16 protein-coding genes are annotated in these 16,477 nt (G+C 69.6%); 6 read left to right on the top strand and 10 right to left on the bottom strand.

Annotated features, from left to right (window positions below; all coding sequences use genetic code 11):
- The first annotated feature begins 82 nt into the window (after positions 1 to 82).
- Positions 83 to 340 carry a hypothetical protein gene (locus R9Z33_RS00405; protein WP_318649316.1) on the top strand — a complete coding sequence of 86 codons (258 nt, stop codon included), beginning with the start codon at positions 83 to 85 and terminating at the stop codon, positions 338 to 340.
- Positions 341 to 358: 18 nt separating this feature from the next.
- Here R9Z33_RS00405 and R9Z33_RS00400 read toward each other — a convergent pair whose 3' ends face one another.
- The 8 genes from R9Z33_RS00400 to R9Z33_RS00365 form a co-directional block, all read right to left on the bottom strand.
- Positions 359 to 904: a hypothetical protein gene (locus R9Z33_RS00400; RefSeq protein ID WP_318649315.1), complete on the bottom strand. Its 546-nt coding sequence runs from the start codon at positions 902 to 904 to the stop codon at positions 359 to 361.
- Positions 904 to 2,073 carry an MFS transporter gene (locus R9Z33_RS00395; RefSeq protein ID WP_318649314.1) on the bottom strand — a complete coding sequence of 390 codons (1,170 nt, stop codon included), beginning with the start codon at positions 2,071 to 2,073 and terminating at the stop codon, positions 904 to 906. Before R9Z33_RS00395 ends, R9Z33_RS00400 begins: the two co-directional genes overlap by 1 nt.
- The gene (locus tag R9Z33_RS00390; protein WP_318649313.1) at positions 2,070 to 2,654 is read right to left on the bottom strand and encodes a hypothetical protein; all 585 of its coding nucleotides are present in this window, start codon (positions 2,652 to 2,654) and stop codon (positions 2,070 to 2,072) included. The genes R9Z33_RS00395 and R9Z33_RS00390 overlap by 4 nt, the downstream gene beginning before the upstream one ends.
- Positions 2,655 to 2,730: 76 nt before the next feature.
- A complete protein-coding gene (locus R9Z33_RS00385; RefSeq protein WP_318649312.1) occupies positions 2,731 to 3,726 on the bottom strand; it encodes an ABC transporter ATP-binding protein in 996 nt (331 codons plus the stop codon).
- The gene (locus tag R9Z33_RS00380) at positions 3,723 to 4,703 is read right to left on the bottom strand and encodes an ABC transporter ATP-binding protein (RefSeq protein ID WP_318649311.1); all 981 of its coding nucleotides are present in this window, start codon (positions 4,701 to 4,703) and stop codon (positions 3,723 to 3,725) included. The genes R9Z33_RS00385 and R9Z33_RS00380 overlap by 4 nt, the downstream gene beginning before the upstream one ends.
- The gene (locus R9Z33_RS00375; RefSeq protein WP_318649310.1) at positions 4,700 to 5,611 is read right to left on the bottom strand and encodes an ABC transporter permease; all 912 of its coding nucleotides are present in this window, start codon (positions 5,609 to 5,611) and stop codon (positions 4,700 to 4,702) included. The genes R9Z33_RS00380 and R9Z33_RS00375 overlap by 4 nt, the downstream gene beginning before the upstream one ends.
- Positions 5,608 to 6,582: an ABC transporter permease gene (locus R9Z33_RS00370; RefSeq protein ID WP_318649309.1), complete on the bottom strand. Its 975-nt coding sequence runs from the start codon at positions 6,580 to 6,582 to the stop codon at positions 5,608 to 5,610. Before R9Z33_RS00370 ends, R9Z33_RS00375 begins: the two co-directional genes overlap by 4 nt.
- Positions 6,579 to 8,168 carry an ABC transporter substrate-binding protein gene (locus R9Z33_RS00365; protein WP_318649308.1) on the bottom strand — a complete coding sequence of 530 codons (1,590 nt, stop codon included), beginning with the start codon at positions 8,166 to 8,168 and terminating at the stop codon, positions 6,579 to 6,581. The genes R9Z33_RS00370 and R9Z33_RS00365 overlap by 4 nt, the downstream gene beginning before the upstream one ends.
- A gap of 164 nt (positions 8,169 to 8,332) precedes the next feature.
- Here R9Z33_RS00365 and R9Z33_RS00360 point away from each other — a divergent pair, with 164 nt between their 5' ends.
- The 3 genes from R9Z33_RS00360 (at position 8,333) to R9Z33_RS00350 (ending at position 12,797) form a co-directional block, all read left to right on the top strand.
- Positions 8,333 to 10,894 carry a penicillin-binding protein 1A gene (locus tag R9Z33_RS00360; protein ID WP_318649306.1) on the top strand — a complete coding sequence of 854 codons (2,562 nt, stop codon included), beginning with the start codon at positions 8,333 to 8,335 and terminating at the stop codon, positions 10,892 to 10,894.
- A 6-nt stretch (positions 10,895 to 10,900) separates the two neighbouring features.
- Positions 10,901 to 12,032 (top strand): peptide chain release factor 2 gene (gene prfB / locus R9Z33_RS00355; RefSeq protein ID WP_318649305.1). Its coding sequence is split into 2 segments (ribosomal slippage): positions 10,901 to 10,969 and positions 10,971 to 12,032, totalling 1,131 coding nucleotides; the frame shifts between segments, so codons are not numbered across the junction.
- An 84-nt stretch (positions 12,033 to 12,116) separates the two neighbouring features.
- Entirely contained in the window at positions 12,117 to 12,797 is a 681-nt protein-coding gene (locus R9Z33_RS00350; RefSeq protein ID WP_318651592.1) for a metallophosphoesterase, read from the top strand.
- On the opposite strand, the gene R9Z33_RS00345 is transcribed toward R9Z33_RS00350, so the two are convergent.
- Entirely contained in the window at positions 12,787 to 13,401 is a 615-nt protein-coding gene (locus tag R9Z33_RS00345; RefSeq protein ID WP_318649304.1) for a TetR/AcrR family transcriptional regulator, read from the bottom strand. The two genes, R9Z33_RS00350 and R9Z33_RS00345, sit on opposite strands and share 11 nt — an antisense overlap.
- An 84-nt stretch (positions 13,402 to 13,485) precedes the next feature.
- Here R9Z33_RS00345 and R9Z33_RS00340 point away from each other — a divergent pair, with 84 nt between their 5' ends.
- The gene (locus tag R9Z33_RS00340) at positions 13,486 to 13,896 is read left to right on the top strand and encodes an ABA4-like family protein (protein ID WP_318649303.1); all 411 of its coding nucleotides are present in this window, start codon (positions 13,486 to 13,488) and stop codon (positions 13,894 to 13,896) included.
- Entirely contained in the window at positions 13,893 to 14,648 is a 756-nt protein-coding gene (locus R9Z33_RS00335) for a hypothetical protein (protein ID WP_318649302.1), read from the top strand. Before R9Z33_RS00340 ends, R9Z33_RS00335 begins: the two co-directional genes overlap by 4 nt.
- Positions 14,649 to 14,854: 206 nt before the next feature.
- Here the strand turns inward: R9Z33_RS00335 and R9Z33_RS00330 are convergent, their stop codons facing one another.
- Entirely contained in the window at positions 14,855 to 16,474 is a 1,620-nt protein-coding gene (locus tag R9Z33_RS00330) for an acyl-CoA synthetase (protein WP_318649301.1), read from the bottom strand.
- Between the last annotated feature and the right edge of the window lie 3 nt (positions 16,475 to 16,477).

Raw genomic sequence — 16,477 nt, 5'->3', positions numbered from 1 at the left:
TCACGCCTATTGGAGCCGGCGCGTTAATTCTTCTCTCACCGGCGGGGGACACCCTCCCGCCCCTGAGAGAAGGACCACCGCCATGCGCCGCATCACCATCGCCACCGCCGCCCTGCTGATCGCCGGTTTCGCTGGTGGCGCCTCCGCGCAGGGCATCTCCTCCAACGGCGTGATGTACGGCCAGTCTTGGAACCTGCCGCAGGACCTCTCCACCCTGCAGCGCATGACCGCCACCCAGGGTTCCGGCTCCGCCGCCGACCGCGCGGCCCGCGCCGCCCGGCAGGCCCAGTTCAACCAGAACTTCCCGGGCACGCCGATCCGCCGGACGGCGAGCCGCTGAGGGGGCGCCCGCTGAACCTCAGCGGGGGAAGCAGGGAGCGAGGAGGCTGCGCAGCCGTGCGGCATCCGCGGCGGAAACGGCAAGCCGGGCCTCGATCGCCGCGCCGCGCGGCTGCCATTGGGTCCAGCCGAGCTGCGCCTGGCCCAGCGTCAGCGGCGCCAGCAGCCGGGACAGCTCGCCGAGCCGTGCCACCTCGCCCCGGCGCGCGGCGTAGAGGCCGAAGACGAAGGGCGCATCATCCCCCGCGCCGAGCGACCCGCTCACCTGTGACTGCATCCGCGCCGCGGCGCCGCCCGCCTGGCTTTCCAGATGGGTCCGCCGCCCGGCCCGCGCATCCGGCCCCTCGAAGGCATCGAAATCGAAATGCGGGCGCAGCGTGTCATGGCGCGGGATGGCGAGTTCCACACCCAGCACGCCCGTCACCTGCGGCCCGGCATTCTCGGAGCAGAGGAAGGTGAAGCGCACGGCGCGGCGGTCATCGCCGAAGCGCGCCTCTCCCGGGAGGGTGAGCGTGTTGCCCAAGGCCGGGCCCATCATCAGTAGCAGCAGGAGAAGAGCGCGCATCAATCCTTGTCCCTCAGGGCCAGCACGAAGCTGGCCGCCCCCAGAAAGCCCACGGCAGCCAGGATCCAGGGCACGGCACCATAGCCGCCATCGGCCTGCCAGATGAGGGCCACGGTGATCGGCCCCAGGGTGCGCGGCAGCACGGCGATGAGGCTGAGCGCGCCAGTGACCGCGCCATAGCCCTCGCGCCCCAGGATCTCGGCCGTGCCGGCGGCGCGCACAATGGTGAGCAGCCCATCCGCCACCGCCCAGCAGAGCACGAAGGGCAGCAGCCAGAGGAAGCTGGCCGGCGCCCCGCCCAGCCAGAGCAGCGCGATGGGCAGCAGCAGCATGGCGCCCAGGCCCACCCAACGCGTCGAGGCGCGCGGGCCCGCGATGTAGAGCCCGCCGCGTGCCGCCACCTGCAAGGGTCCGTGCAGGGCCACGAGGAGGATGACGCTCGCTTCCGGCAGCCCGGCTTCGCGCAGCAGCGGCACCAGATGCGCGCCGAGCGCCACGCCGATGAAGGCATGCGCCGCGAAGCAGAGCGCGAGGCCCCAGAAGGCGGGGCGGCGGAGCGTGCGGCGATAGGCTTCCTCGCTGTCCCGCGCCTGGTGGGTCGTGCGCGGCGGCGTGCCCGCGAATTGCCACCAGGCGGTGGCCGCCGGCAGCAATTGCACGACGGCGAGGATCCAGAGCGCGCCGCGCCAGCCGAAGCCCGCGATCAGCGCGGCCACGAGCGGCACGAAGATCGTGCCGGCGAAGCCAGTCACGAAGGTGATGGCGGTGATCACGCGCATCGGCTGCTTCGCCAGCGCCACCACCACCGCCATGGCCGGGCCCCAGAGCGCCGTGGCATGCGCGACGCCAAGCCCGATCCAGATCAGGTAGAACAGCCAGAGCTGGTCCGTGATCGCCCAGAGCGCCAGCATGGCGCTGCCCAGCACGCTGCCCCAGGCGAGCGGCGCCTGGCCGCCATGCCGGTCCACCCAGCGGCCGACGGGGATGGCCAGGATGCCGGAGAGCAGGATGCCCAGCGTGAAGGCGCCGTTGATCTCCGCCCGGCTCCAGCCGAGGGCCGCCTCCATCGGCTGCACCATCAGCGCGAAGGGGATGAAGAGCGTGCCCCAGCCGATGGTCTGGGTCAGGGCCGTGCCCAGGATGAGGGCGCGATCGGAGGTGCGGTTCACAACGGGATGAGGATGCCCCGATCCGCGTGGAAGCGCGAGAAGGTCTCGGGCGAAAGTCGCACATCGCGTTGCTGCGCCGCACCAATGCCCGAGGGGTTATGGAAGCGCCAGCGCCCGGCCTCATCCGTGCCGAAGACCAGCACGAGATGCCCGCCCCTGCGCGGCGGCTCCACCTCCGGTGTGCGGATGCCGGCATGCACCGAGGCGATGTAGAATTCACCGGGGGCGAGGCGCGGCATCGGCTCGTCCAGCACGATGCGCGCGGCGATGCCGCGATCGTTCAGCCAGCGCACCGCGCCCGCATAGATCAGGCCTCGGATGAAGCCGTCCGGCTCCTCCACATAGCCGCCCAGCGGCTGCACGCCGCGCCGCAGGTCATGGATGGTGTGGCGCCGGCCACGCGCGGCCATGGCCATCCTGAGGCAGGCCATGCCGCAGAGATGCTCGGCCCAGCGGGCATATTCGGCGACATCCACCGCGCCGGAATCCGCCCAGCGCGGGTCGGTCGCGGCGTCGCGGCCCTCCAGGAACTCGCCCACCAGATCGGGTGATTCCCACTGCGCGAAATAGGGCGGGATCAAGGGGTCCTCCGGGGATGGCGGCGCTGGCCTCGTGCAGCCGGCCAGGAGGCCGAGCAGGGCGAGGCGCCGCCGCATCTCACCCGTTCAGATGGCACGCGGAGAAATGCCCCGGCGCGATCTCCCTGAGCTTCGGCACCTCCACCTTGCAGCGCTCCGTCGCATGCGGGCAGCGGGGGTGGAAATGGCAGCCGCTGGGCGGGTTGAGCGGCGAGGGGATCTCGCCCTGCACCACCGCGAAGGCCCGCTTGCGCGCCTCGATCCGCGGCACGGAGGAGAGCAGCGAGGAGGTGTAGGGGTGGTTCGGCCGGGCGAAGACCTCCTCGCTCGGCGCCTGCTCGACGACGCGGCCGAGATACATGATCACCACGCGGTCGGAGAGATGCTCGACCACGCCAAGGTCATGGCTGATGAAGAGATAGGTGAGATCCAGCTCCGCGCGCAGCTTCATGAAGAGGTTGAGGATCTGCGCCTGGATCGAGACGTCCAGCGCCGCCACCGCCTCGTCGCAGACGATGAATTCCGGCTTTACGGCCAGCGCCCGGGCGATGCCGATGCGCTGCCGCTGCCCGCCCGAGAACTGGTGCGGGTAGCGCTTCTTGAAGGCGGGATCGAGGCCGGCGCGGCGGATCTGCTCATCCACATACTCGTCGAAGCCGCCGCGCGTCGTGATGCCATGCACCAAGGGCGCCTCGCCCACGATGTCCTGCACCTTCATGCGCGGGTTGAGCGAGGCGTAGGGGTCCTGGAAGATCATCTGGGCGCGGAGCTGCGCCTCCTTCTTCGCGGCACCCGTCAGCGCGTTCACATCCGTGCCGCGCCAGAGCACCGTGCCCTCGGAAGGCGGCATGATGCCGGCGACGACGCGGCCCAGCGTGGACTTGCCGCAGCCGGATTCACCGACCAGGCCGACCACTTCGCCCTTGCGGATGGAGAGGTTCACGCCATCCACGGCATGGACGATCTCCTCGCGCACCGGGGCGCCCAGGCGCTTGGCGATCTTGCCGGCGAAGTCGAGCTTCTTCTCGAAGCGCTTGGTGATGCCGCGCAGCTCGATGATGGGCTGCTCGCTCATGCGGGCACCTCGTCCAGATGCGGGTGGATGCAGCGCGCCTGGCGCCCGGGCCGCAACTCGCGCAGCGGCTGCTCGGCGAGGCAGGCGTCATCCGCGCGCGGGCAGCGCGTGCGGAAGGCGCAGCCGGCCGGCAGCTTGAGCAGCGAGGGCGTCATGCCCGGGATCTGCCGCAGCGGCTCGCCCCGCTTGTTGCGGCTGGGGACGGAGCCGATCAGCCCATGGGTGTAGGGGTGCAGCGGGCGATCCAGCACTTCGGAAACCGGCCCGTCCTCGACGACGCGGCCGGCATACATGACCGCGATATCGTCGGCGAGGCCGGCGACGACCGAGAGGTCATGCGTGATCCAGATCAGGCTCGTGCCGGTATTGGCGGCGAGCTTCTGAACCTCGGCCAGGATCTGGCCCTGGATGGTCACGTCCAGCGCCGTGGTCGGCTCATCCGCGATGATCAGTTCGGGCCGGTGCAGCAGCGCGATGGCGATGGCCACGCGCTGGCGCATGCCGCCCGAGAACTGGTGCGGATAGGACTTCAGCCGCTCATCGGGCGAGGGGATGCCGACCATGCCCAGCGCATCACGCGCACGCTGGCGGGCCTCGTCCTTGCTGACCTTCTCATGCGCCAGGACCGTCTCGATCATCTGCGTGTCCACCCGGAGCACCGGGTTCAGCGTCATCATCGGGTCCTGAAAGATCATGGCGATGCGGTTGCCGCGCAGGTGGCGCATCTCCTCCTCGCTGATCGTGGCGAGGTTGCGGCCCTGGTAGAGGATCTCGCCCTCCACCACGCGGCCCGGCGGGTCCACCAGGCCGATGATGGAGAAGCCCGTCACGGTCTTGCCCGAGCCGGATTCGCCGACCAGGCCCAAGACCTTGCCGCGGCCGACGGTGAAGCTCACCCCATCCACCGCCTTCACGATGCCGGCGCGGGTGAAGAAATGCGTGCGGAGATTCCGCACCTCCAGCGTGGGGCCGCTCATTTCTTCAGCCTCGGATTGAGGACATCCCTGAGATGATCGCCCATCAGGTTGATGCTGACGATCGTGATCAGCAGCGCGATGCCGGGATAGAAGCTGATCCAGTACTTCCCGCTCAGCATGTACTCATATCCATTGGCGATCAGCAGGCCGAGCGAGGGTTCGGTGATCGGCACGCCGAGGCCAAGGAAGGAGAGCGTCGCTTCCAGCGCGATGGCGCGCGCGATCTGGATGGTGCCCACCACGATGAGCGGCGGCAGGCAATTGGGCAGCAGATGCCGGAACAGGATGCGCGAGGTGGGGAGCGCCAGGCACTGTGCCGCCTCGATGTATTCGCGCCGCCGCTCGACCAGCGCCGAGCCGCGCACGGTGCGCGCGTAATAGGCCCATTCCACGATCACCAGCGCGATCACGACATTCATGATGCCCTTGCCGAGGAAGGCCAGGATCATCAGCGCCGCAAGGATGGTCGGGAAGGAGAGCTGGAGGTCCACCAGCCGCATGATCACGCTGTCCGTCCGCCCGCCCGCATAGGCGGCAAGCAGCCCGAGCGAGGCGCCGACCAGGCAGGCGATCAGCGCCGAGCCCACGCCGACGGTCAGCGAAATCCGCAGCCCGTAGATGATGCCCGAGAGCATGTCCCGCCCCTGGTCATCGGTCCCGAGCCAATGCGTGATGCCCGAGCCGCCCACGGCGCCCGGCTCCAGCCGCCCATCCATGATGTCGAGCTGCGCCAGGTCGTACGGATTCTGCGGTGCGATCCAGGGTGCGAAGATCGCGAGCAGCGCGATGATGGTGAAGACCACCAGCCCGCCGACCGCGATCTTGCTCGCCATGAATTCGGAGACGAAGCGGCGGAAGGGTGTTTCCTCCTTCACCGCCGCGGGGGCGGGGAGCGTCACGTCGCTCATGCCTTGCCCTCCAGCCGGACGCGCGGATCCAGCGCGGAATAGAGCAGGTCCACGATCAGGTTGATGGTGATGAACATCAACACGATGATCATGAGGTAGGCCACGATCACCGGGCGGTCGAGCACGTTGATGCTGTCGATGATCAGCTTGCCCATGCCCGGCCAGGCGAAGACGCTCTCCGTCACCACCGAGAAGGCGATGGTGGAGCCGAGCTCAAGGCCCACGACCGTCACGACCGGGATCAGGATGTTCTTGAACACATGCACGAAGGTGACGCGCGCGGGCGAGAGACCCTTGGCGCGGGCGAACTTCACATAGTCCATCAGCATCGTCTCCCGCACGCCGGAGCGCGTGAGGCGGATGACCAGGCTGATCTTGAACAGCGCCAGGTTGATCGCCGGCATGACGAGGTGGGAAAGGCCGTTCGCGGTCAGGAAAGACCATTGCAGCCCGAGGAAATGGGCGGTCTCGCCCCGCCCGGTGGAGGGCAGCCAGCCGAGCTGCACGGCAAACACCATGATGAGCATCAGCCCCACCCAGAAGGTGGGCAGCGAGAAGCCGAGGATGCTGCCCGCCATGATCACCTTGGACCCGGCGCTATCCGGCTTCAACCCGGCATACATGCCGAGCGGCAGGCCGATCAGCACCGAGATGAACATGGAGCCGAAGGCGAGCTCTAGCGTCGCCGGCATCTTCTGCAGGATGAGCTGCAAGGCGGGTTCATTGTAGACGAAGCTGCGGCCGAGATCGCCGTGCAGGGCGCGCCAGACGAAGACGCCGTATTGCTCCCAGAGCGGCAGGTCGAGGCCGAGGGCCTGGATCGCGCGCTCCCGCTCCATCTGGTCCGCATCGGGGGAGATCAGGATCTCCACCGGGTCGCCCACGGCATAGACGCCGACGAAGACGATCATGCTCATCGCGACGAGCACGAGGAAGGATTGGGAAATCCGCCGCAGCAGATAGACGGTCATCGGGGACGGATGTCCTGCGCGCGCGTCAGCTCATCGGCGCGCGAGGCATGCTGCAGGTTCCGCCGCATCGCCCAGATGTTGGTCTGGATGTAGAGCGGGACGATGGCAACATCCTCGAAGGCGGCGCGCTGGGCGGCGATCAGCAGCTGCTCGCGCCGCGCATCGTCGATCTCGCGCAGCGCCTGCTCCAGCTGGGCGTCGATGGCGCGGTTGCTGTAGCGGCCGCGGTTGCTGGCCCCCCAGCCGCGCTCGCGGTCCTGCGTCGCGATGAGGTTCCGCAGCGGGTGCGAGCCCTCGGGGTTGGAGCCCCAGCCGATCAGGAAGGCGGAGAACTCGCCACGGCCGGCGCGGGCCACGAAGGTGGTCCAGGGCTGCGCCTCGACCGCGGTGCGAACGCCGATGCGCGTCCACATCTGGCCGATCGCCTGGATCACGCGGCCGTCATTGGGGTAGCGGTCATTGGGACCATGCAGGGTGATGCGGAAGCCTTGCGGGAAGCCCGCCTCGGCCAGCAGGCGGCGCGCTCCCTCGGCATCGGGGCGCTGCGCCGGGAAATCGGGGATGAAGGAGAAAATGCCGGGCGGGAAGAACTGCGCGGAGGGCGTGCCGGCCCCTTCCATCACGCGGTCCACGATGGCCTGGCGGTCGATCGCCATGGAGAGCGCGCGGCGCACACGGAGGTCGCGCAGCGGGTTCCGCGGGATGGGGCGGCCTTCCGCATCGGTCACGAAGGGCGAGGCGTCATCGCGGTGGTGGTCGAAGGCGAGGTAGATCAGGCGCAGGCCCGTCACCTCGCTCATGGCCAGCCGCTGGTCCTGGCGCAGGCGCGCGAGGTCGGCCGTCGGCACCTGGTCGATGAATTCCACATCGCCGGCCAGCAGGGCCGCGGTGCGGGCGCTGTCATTGGTGATCATGCGGTAGTTGACGCGGGCGAAGGCCGGGCGCTCGCCGAAATACTGCTCGTTGCGCTCGAACTCGATGCGGTCGCCCATGCGGTGGCTGACCATGCGGTAGGGGCCGGTGCCGATGGCGGCGCGGCCGGCATTGAAATCCTCGGTTGTGACACCCTGATGCGTTTCGCGGTCCAGGATGTAGAGGTTCGTCATGTCCTGCGGCAGCAGCGGGTAGGGACCGTTGGTGGTGATGCGCAGCGTGTGGCTGTCCACCACCTCCACATTGCGGATCGGGCGGACGAAGGCGGCGAAGCTGGACGGGCTGTTGGGCACGTTCGGCACGCGCTGGAAGGTGAAGACCACGTCCTCGGCGGTGAACTCATTGCCGTTGTGGAAGCGCACGCCGCGCCGCAGCTTGAACTCCCAGACATCCGGGGCGATGGCCGTCCAGCTTTCGGCGAGGCCGGGCTGCATGCGGGCCTGGCCGTCCGTGTTGATCAGCCGGTCGAAGATCATCGCGGCCACGGCATTGTTGGGCGAAAGCTGGTGGAAATGCGGGTCGAGCGAGGTGACGGGCGCGCCGACGGCCATGTTCAGGGTCGGCGCCGCCGTCTGGGCTGCGGCCGGCCCCGGGGCCGTCGCCGCGACGGAAAGCGCCCCCAGCAGGGCGAAAATGCTCCGGGTCCAGGCCATGTTTGTTCTCCCGCGGGGCCATCAGATGAAGCGGGCTGTGTAGCAGCAAGATTACGCCGCAAGCTAGGTGGGCTTCACCTTTCTTGCGCTTCACCGAGGCCGCCGCATCCCCGACCCGCGCAGAAGGCGCGCGATTCGTTCGGATTTTGTGCTAGAGGGCCGACATGAATACGCCTCCGCCCGCCATCGAGGCCCCGGTCGTCCCGCCGCGGCCGGACAAGATCGCGCCCCCGACCCCGCCCAAGCGGCCGCCCTTCCGGCTGTTCGGCGGCTTCCTGCGCAGCCTCTTCATCCTGGCCGCCGTGGTGGCGCTGGGCGGCTCCGTCGCGGCCTATGGGCTCTATCGCAGCCTGGAGGCGGGGCTGCCCGACTATCGCTGGCTCGCCGACTACTCGCCGCCGCAGATGAGCCGCATCTACGCCGGCGACAGCCGCCTGATGGCCGAGCTCGCGGCCGAGCGCCGGGTGTTCGTGCCGATCGAGGCGATCCCGCGCCGCCTGCAACAGGCCTTCATCTCCGCCGAGGACCAGAATTTCGAGAGCCACCGCGGCGTGGACCCGGTGGCGGTGATGCGCGCCATCATCACCAACATCGAGCAATACGGCACCGGCCGCCGCATGGTCGGCGCCTCCACCATCACCCAGCAGGTGGCGAAGAACATGCTGGTCGGCAGCGACCGTACCGTGCTCCGCAAGGCGCGCGAGGCGCTGCTGGCAATGCGGCTGGAGAACGCCCTGCCCAAGTCGCGCATCCTGGAAATCTACCTGAACGAGATCTTCCTGGGCGCCCAGGCCTATGGCGTGGCCGCCGCCGCCCAGGCTTACTTCAACAAATCGCTGGAGGAACTCACCACCTCCGAGATGGCCTTCCTGGCGGCACTTCCGAAGGCGCCCAACAACTACAACCCGCTGCGCTTCCCCGAGCAGGCGCGAATCCGCCGCAACTGGGTGCTGGACCGCATGCTGGATGACGGCGTGATCACCGCCGCCGAGGCCAGTGCCGCCCGCGCCGAGACCATCCTGGCCCGCCCCTTCCGCCGGCCCGAAGTGGTGCCCGTGGGCGGCCATTTCACCGAGGATGTGCGGCGCGAGCTGATCTCCCGCTTTGGGCAGGAGCAGACGCAGGGTGGCGGCCTCGTCGTCCGCACCAGCCTCGACCCGGCCTTGCAGGCGGCGACGGAGGTGGCGCTGCGCAACGGCCTTCTCGCCTTCGACCGCCGCCGCGGCGGCTGGCGCGGCCCGCTCGCCAAGAGCGCGCATGGCGCGACGGAATGGCTTCCCGCGCTGGAGGCCTTCGGCCGCCCGCCCGGCATGCTGCCCGAATGGCGCCAGGCCGTGGTGATCGAGCTGCGCGAGCGCGAGGCGCGCGTCGGCTGGTTCGAGCGCGCCCATTCCCGCGCGCCGGCCGAGCCGCGCACCGGCACCATCCTGCTGGAGGACCTCGCCTGGGCGCGCCCCGTGCTGCCGAGCCAGGGCGTCCAGCCGGTGCGCCTGGGCAATGCGCCCCGCCGCATGTCCGATGTGCTGGCGCTGGGCGATGTGATCATGATCGAGCCGGCGCCCAGCGCGGCCCCGGCCGCCGGGACCGCGCCCGCCCGCAATGCCCCCGCCGCGCGGGCCGACCGCGTGCTGCTGCGCCAGATCCCGGATGTGGAGGGCGCGGTGGTCGCGCTCGATCCCAACACCGGCCGCGTGCTGGCCATGGCCGGCGGCTGGAGCTTCGAGCGCAGCCAGTTCAACCGCGCGAGCCAGGCGCTGCGGCAGCCCGGCTCCTCCTTCAAGCCCTACGTCTATATCGCGGCGCTGGAGCAGGGGATCCCGCCCAACCAGCGCTTCCTGGATGGCGGCGTGGAGGTCGCGACGCCGCAGGGCGTCTGGCGGCCGGGCAATTACGGCGGCGGTTCCTCGGGCGGCTACGTCACGATGCGGAACGCGCTGGAGCGCAGCCTCAACCTCGTCACCGTCCGCATCGCGCAGGATGTCGGCATGGACCGCGTGAGCGAGACGGCGGCCCGCTTCGGCGTGATCGAGAACATGCCGCGCTTCCTCTCCATGAGCCTCGGTGCCGGCGAGACGACGGTGCTGCGCCAGGCCGCCGCCTATGCCAGCTTCGTCAATGGCGGCAAGCGCGTGGAGCCGACGCTGATCGACAGCGTGCAGGACCAGCGCGGCCGCGTGATCTGGCGCAGCAGCAACCGCGAATGCGCGGGCTGCGCCTCGGGCCCCGAGGGCGGGCCGCCGCGCTTCACCGACAACCGCCGGCAGATCGCGGACCCCATCGCCGCCTTCCAGATCACCAGCATTCTCCAGGGCGCCGTGCAGCGCGGCACGGGTGCGCGCGCGGGCGCCGGGCTGAACCGCCCCGTCGCCGGCAAGACCGGCACGACGGATGACTACAAGGACAACTGGTTCGTCGGCTTCACGCCGGACATCGTGATCGCCGTCTGGGTCGGCTATGACGATCCGCGCAGCCTGGGCCAGGGCGAGACGGGCGGCACCAATGCCGCGCCGATCTTCCGCGAGGTGCTGGCCGCCGCCCTGCAGGGCAGCCCGGCCGTGCCCTTCCGCGCGCCGCCGGGCGTGGCGCTGGTCCGCATCCAGACCGACCGGGGCGAGACCATCCTGGAGGCCTTCCGGCCGGGGACGGAGAATTCCGCCACCATGCCCACCGAAATGGGCTCTGGCGCCGCCGCCCGGGTGGACAGCGGGCTGGGCGGGCTCTACTGAGCCCCCATGCGCGCAGACGCCCTCCAGCTCCAAGAGCAGATCACCGCTTCGGTGTCCCTGCTGAGGAGGCATCTTTGACTGGGATGCCTCCCTCATTCGCCTCGCCGAACTGAACGCGAAGGCCGAAGACCCCTCCCTGTGGAATGACGCCGCCGAAGCCACCAAGCTGATGCGCGAGCGCACGCGCCTGGCGGACCAGATCGAGGGCGTGCAGCGCCTCGAGCAGGGCGTGGCGGATGCGCTCGAACTCATCGAACTGGCCGAGGCCGAGGATGACGGCGCGACGGCCGATGCGGCCGTCGCCGACCTGCACGGCTTCGCCGCCGAGGCCAAGCGCCGTGAGATCGAGAGCCTTCTCTCGGGCGAGGCCGATGGCAACGACGCCTACCTCGAAGTGAATGCCGGCGCCGGCGGCACCGAAGCGCAGGACTGGGCCGAAATGCTCATGCGCATGTACATGCGCTGGGCCGAGCGCCGCGGCTACAAGGTCACGCTGACCGAGCAGTCCGAGGGCGAGGAGGCGGGCATCAAATCCGCCACCCTCCAGGTCACCGGCGACAACGCCTTCGGCTGGCTGAAGACCGAGACCGGCGTGCATCGCCTGGTCCGCATCAGCCCCTTCGGCGGCAATGACAAGCGCCAGACCAGCTTCGCCAGCGTCTATGTCTATCCGGTGATCGACGACAAGATCGAGATCGAGATCAACCCGGCCGACATCAAGACCGACACCTTCCGCGCCTCCGGCGCCGGCGGGCAGCATGTGAACAAGACCGAATCGGGCGTCCGCTTCACGCATATCCCGACCGGCATCGTCGCCGCCTCGACCCAGGACCGCTCGCAGCACCGCAACCGCGTCATCGCGATGGATATGCTGAAGGCGCGCCTCTACGAGCTGGAACTCCGCAAGCGCGAGGCCATCACCGACGGCATCGAGGCCGGCAAGACGGATATCGGCTGGGGCCACCAGATCCGGAACTACGTGCTCCAGCCCTATCAGTTGGTGAAGGACCTCCGCTCCGGCCTTGAGAAGGGCAATCCCTCGGCCGTTCTGGATGGCGACCTGGATGACTTCATGGCCGCCGCGCTGGCGGCGCGCGTCGGCAACACGCGCTCGGATGCCAGCGCCAATGCGCGCTAGCCAGGGGCTCCGCCCCTGGACCCCGGCAGGAACCTCAGGTTCCTGCACCCCCGTTCTGTGAAGTGGCTGAAGTCACCCGTGGTCATGCCGCGGGGCAAGCGCGTCTATGCCATCGGTGATGTGCATGGCTGCGCGGAGAAGCTGCGCGAACTTCACGCGATGATCCGCGCGGACCTGACCGAAAACCCCACCTCCGGCGCGCTGCTCATTCATCTGGGCGACTTCATCGACCGTGGGCCGGACAGCGCCGGCGCCATCGAGCTCGCCATGGGCTTCGATGCCTGCCCGGTGGTGAACCTGCGCGGCAATCACGAGGCGACGCTGCTGGCCGCGCTGGACGGCGATGCGCCGAGTGCCACGGACTGGATGTACTATGGCGGGCGCGAGGCGCTGGTCAGTTGGGGCTTGGCCGAGCACGCGCCGCGCGAAAGCTGGGCCACCGGCATCCCGGCGCATCACATCGCCTTCCTGCGCGGCCTCACGCTCTCACACCGCGTCGGCCCCTGTTTCTTCGTGCATGCCGGCGTGCGCCCTGGCGTGCCGCTGGAGGCGCAATCGCCCGATGACCTGATGCGCATCCGCGGCGCCTTCCTCGACAGCGAGGCCGATCACGGCGCCTTCATCGTGCATGGCCACACCCCGGTGCGCGAGCGCGTGGCCGATCTGCGCGAGAACCGCATCAACCTCGACACCGGCGCCGTCTTCGGCGGGGTGCTGACCTGCGGCGTCTTCGAGGAAGACCGAATCGGCCTGCTCACCGCCTGAGGCAGGCGGCGACCAGGCCCTCCACCAGCGCCGCTTCGGCCGCATCCAGGCCTGAGGCGCCGGCCAGCACCGCCTCCGCCTTTTCCGCCGTCAGCGCCGCGAACCCATGCACGCCCGACCAGGCGAGGATCATGCGCGCATGCCGCTGCGTGGCGTCCAGATGCGGCGTCCCGGCGGTGATGGCCTCGGCCAAGGGTTGCCAGGCAGCCTCCTGGGCGGCGCAGAGGGCGGGGTTCGCGCCATCCACCAGATCGGCCCGCATCATCAGGCGGAAATGGCCGGGGCTGGCCCGCGCGAAGCCGAGATAGCCACGCCCCGAGGCCGCCAGTTGCGCCGCCGCATCACGGGGCGCCGCTTCCATGGCCGCGCGCTGCGCTTTGGCGAGGCGCGTATAGCCCTCGGTCGCGAAGGCGGTCAGCAGGCCGCGCTTGTCGCCGAAATGCGGCGCGGCCGCGCTATGCGCCACGCCCGCGCGACGCGCCAGATCGCGGAGCGAGAGCGCCTCGGGCGGGTGCTCGCGCAGCGCCTCGGCCAGGGCATCGAGCAGGGCGCGGCGCAGATCGCCATGGTGGAAGCGCCCGGGCGGCTTGGGAGTGACGGCCATGCTCCTTCCTATCGCGCCGACGGAGAAACTTGACAATGGTCAGTTTGCGCCGCTATCCCGAACTTACCATTGGACAGACAGCCCATGACGCCCGAGACGCTCTTCACCCTCGCCAATACGCTCGCCCTGGCCGGCTGGGTCGCGCTGCTGCTGTTTCCACGCCAGAGCGCGGTGAACTGGGCGCTCTGCGGCGTCGCGCTGCCGGTGGCCTTCGCGCTCGCCTATGTCGCCGTGCTGGCCTTCGCCATGCCGGGCGCCGAGGGTGGCTTCTCCAGCCTCGCGGGCGTGGCGGCGCTCTTCGCCTCACCCTGGGTGCTGCTGGCCGGGTGGCTGCATTACCTGGCCTTCGATCTCTTCCTCGGCGCCTGGATGGCCCGGCGCGCGACGGCCGAGGCGCTGCCGCGCTGGATCCTCTGGCTGGCCCTGCCGCCCACCTTCCTGCTCGGACCACTTGGCCTGCTGGTCTTCCTTGCCCTGCGGCGGGGGGCGCGGTGAGCCCGCTGGCCCAGCTGCATCGCCGCCAGCCTGAATTCGCCCTGGCCGGCTGGGTGGCGCTGGCCTGGCTTCTGGCCTGCCTGGTGCTGGCCGTGCTGGACCCGCGGCTGTTCGACGGCGTCTCGGTCTGGGTGAAGCCGGCGAAATTCGCCGCCTCCTTCGTCGCCTGGTTCTGGACGCTGGCCTGGCTCTGGCCGGCGCTTTCGCCGGACCAGCAGGCGGGGCGCGTGGCGCGGGCGGTGGTGGGCGTGATGCTGGCCATGGCTCTGTTCGAGCAGGGCTGGATCACCTGGCGCGCCGCCTGGGGCGCGCCGTCCCACTTCGCGCGGGATGGGTTGGGCAGCGTGGTCTATGCGCTGATGGGCCTCGGCGCCACGCTGCTGGTGGCGGGTGCGGGGCTGCTGGGGCTGATGATCCTCTGGCGCGGCAGCCGCGAAATCCCGCGCGCGGCGCGGCTCGCCGCCGGGCTGGGGCTGCTGGTGACGGGCGTGCTGGGGGGCGTCACAGGCTTCGCCATCAGCGGGCAGGGCTCGGCCTGCGTGGCGGCGTGCAGCAATGCGGGCGGCTGGCCACCCTTCTATTGGAGCTTCGCGGCGGGCGATCTGCGCGTGGCGCATTTCCTCGCCATCCACGCCATGCAGGCCATTCCGCTCGCCGTCTGGCTCTGGCCGCGCGGGGCGGTGGCCTGGGGTGCGGCCGCCGGATGGGCGGGAATGACCTGGGGCGCGCTAGTGCTCGCGCGCGCCGCGTGAAAAGGGCCCGACGGATCGCTCCGCCGGGCCCCCCTTCAAGGCATTGCGTGTGGCGTTGCCGCCTTCAGCCAGGCACCCCCATGGGGGCGGTCATCCAGGCCACGGAAACGGCGTCGGCCAAGCTGCAATGAGACACTGGATCACCTCCTTTCGGTTGTTGACGAGGTGAGCGTGGCGATCGGCGCCGTGCCGCGCAAGGGAATTCGTCAGGCCCGAATCCCGCTGCGCAGCACATGCTTCTGGATCTTGCCCGTGCTGGTCTTGGGCAGCTCCTGGAAGAGGATGCGCTTGGGCGCCTTGAACCCGGCCAGGATGGTGCGGCAATGCGCGATGATCTCGGCCTCGGTCGCGCTCATCCCCGCCCGCAACTCGACGAAGGCGCAGGGCACCTCGCCCCATTTCTCGTCCGGCTGCGCGACCACGGCTGCCAAAGCGACCGCCGGATGCTTGTACAAGGCGTCCTCCACCTCGATGGAGGAGATGTTCTCGCCGCCCGAGATGATGATGTCCTTCGAGCGGTCGCGCAGCTGGATGTAGCCATCCGGGTATTTCACCGCGAGGTCGCCCGAGTGGAACCAGCCGCCGGCGAAGGCGGCGTCGGTCGCCGCCTTGTCCTTCAGATAGCCCTTCATCACGACATTGCCGCGGAACATGACCTCGCCCATCGCGACGCCATCGGCGGCGACGGGCTGCATGGTGGCCGGGTCCATCACGTCGAGCCCTTCCAGCGGCACATAGCGCACGCCCTGCCGCGCCATGAGCTTCGCCTGCTCCGCCGCCGGCGCATTGTCCCACTCCGCATGCCATTCATTGGTGACGGCGGGGCCATAGACCTCTGTCAGGCCATAGACATGCAGCACCGCGAATCCCGCCGCGCGCATCGCGGCCAGCACGGCTTCGGGCGGTGGCGCACCGGCGACGACGAAGGTGACGGAGCCGGGCAAAGCGCGCTTCTCGGCCTCGGGTGTTGCCAGCAGCGTGCCCATCACGATGGGCGCGCCGCACATATGGGTCACGCCATGCTCCGCGATGAGCGACCACATGATGGGACCGCGCACCGCGCGCAGGCAGACATGCGTGCCCGCCATCGCCGTGATCGTCCAGGGGAAGCACCAGCCGTTGCAGTGGAACATGGGCAGCGTCCAGAGATAGACCGGATGCCGCCCCATCCCCGCCGAGAGCACATTGCCGATGGCGAGAAGCTGCGCGCCGCGGTGGTGGTAGACCACGCCCTTCGGCTTGCCCGTGGTGCCGGAGGTGTAGTTCAGCGCGATGGCATCCCATTCGTCGCGCGGCAGCGGCCAGGCGAATTCCTCGCTGCCTTCGCTGAGCAGCGCCTCATAGTCCTGCCCGCCGATCGTGTCCTCGGAGGGGGCTTCACTGTCATTCACCTCGATGATGGTGGGCTTGTTCGCGCACTGCACCAGCGCCGCGCGCAGCACGGGGATGAATTCGCGATCCACGATGAGGATCTTCGCCTCGCCGTGGTCGAGGATATAGGCGATCGTCGCGGCATCGAGGCGCGTGTTGATGGTGTTCAGCACACAGCCGGCCATGGGCACGCCGTAATGGCATTCCAGCATCGCGGGCGTGTTGGGCAGCAGCGCCGCCACCGTATCGCCGCGCCCGAGGCCGCGCTTGTGCAGCGCATGCGCCAGCTTCACGCAGCGCATCCGCAGCTCGGCATAGGAGCGGCGCAGCGCGCCATGGATCACCGCGACATGGCCGGGAAACACCTCGGCCGTGCGTTCCAGGAACAGCAGCGGCGTCAGCGGCTGGTGGTTGGCGGCGACGCGGGGAAGCGCATCGTAGTCGGAAGCGGCCATGTT

It is taken from the genome of Sediminicoccus rosea, from assembly GCF_033547095.1.
GTDB classification, from domain to species: Bacteria; Pseudomonadota; Alphaproteobacteria; order Acetobacterales; family Acetobacteraceae; genus Roseococcus; species Roseococcus rosea.
This window is presented reverse-complemented; position numbering and strand designations above follow the sequence as displayed.

Coding starts and splice junctions, on each gene's coding strand:
- R9Z33_RS00400 (WP_318649315.1), bottom strand. CDS start 904: ATGCGCGCTCTTCTCCTGCTGCTACTGATGATGGGCCCGGCCTTGGGC.
- R9Z33_RS00375 (WP_318649310.1), bottom strand. CDS start 5,611: ATGAGCGACGTGACGCTCCCCGCCCCCGCGGCGGTGAAGGAGGAAACA.
- R9Z33_RS00385 (WP_318649312.1), bottom strand. CDS start 3,726: ATGAGCGAGCAGCCCATCATCGAGCTGCGCGGCATCACCAAGCGCTTC.
- R9Z33_RS00380 (WP_318649311.1), bottom strand. CDS start 4,703: ATGAGCGGCCCCACGCTGGAGGTGCGGAATCTCCGCACGCATTTCTTC.
- R9Z33_RS00345 (WP_318649304.1), bottom strand. CDS start 13,401: ATGGCCGTCACTCCCAAGCCGCCCGGGCGCTTCCACCATGGCGATCTG.
- R9Z33_RS00370 (WP_318649309.1), bottom strand. CDS start 6,582: ATGACCGTCTATCTGCTGCGGCGGATTTCCCAATCCTTCCTCGTGCTC.
- R9Z33_RS00330 (WP_318649301.1), bottom strand. CDS start 16,474: ATGGCCGCTTCCGACTACGATGCGCTTCCCCGCGTCGCCGCCAACCAC.
- R9Z33_RS00365 (WP_318649308.1), bottom strand. CDS start 8,168: ATGGCCTGGACCCGGAGCATTTTCGCCCTGCTGGGGGCGCTTTCCGTC.
- R9Z33_RS00340 (WP_318649303.1), top strand. CDS start 13,486: ATGACGCCCGAGACGCTCTTCACCCTCGCCAATACGCTCGCCCTGGCC.
- R9Z33_RS00360 (WP_318649306.1), top strand. CDS start 8,333: ATGAATACGCCTCCGCCCGCCATCGAGGCCCCGGTCGTCCCGCCGCGG.
- R9Z33_RS00350 (WP_318651592.1), top strand. CDS start 12,117: ATGCCGCGGGGCAAGCGCGTCTATGCCATCGGTGATGTGCATGGCTGC.
- R9Z33_RS00405 (WP_318649316.1), top strand. CDS start 83: ATGCGCCGCATCACCATCGCCACCGCCGCCCTGCTGATCGCCGGTTTC.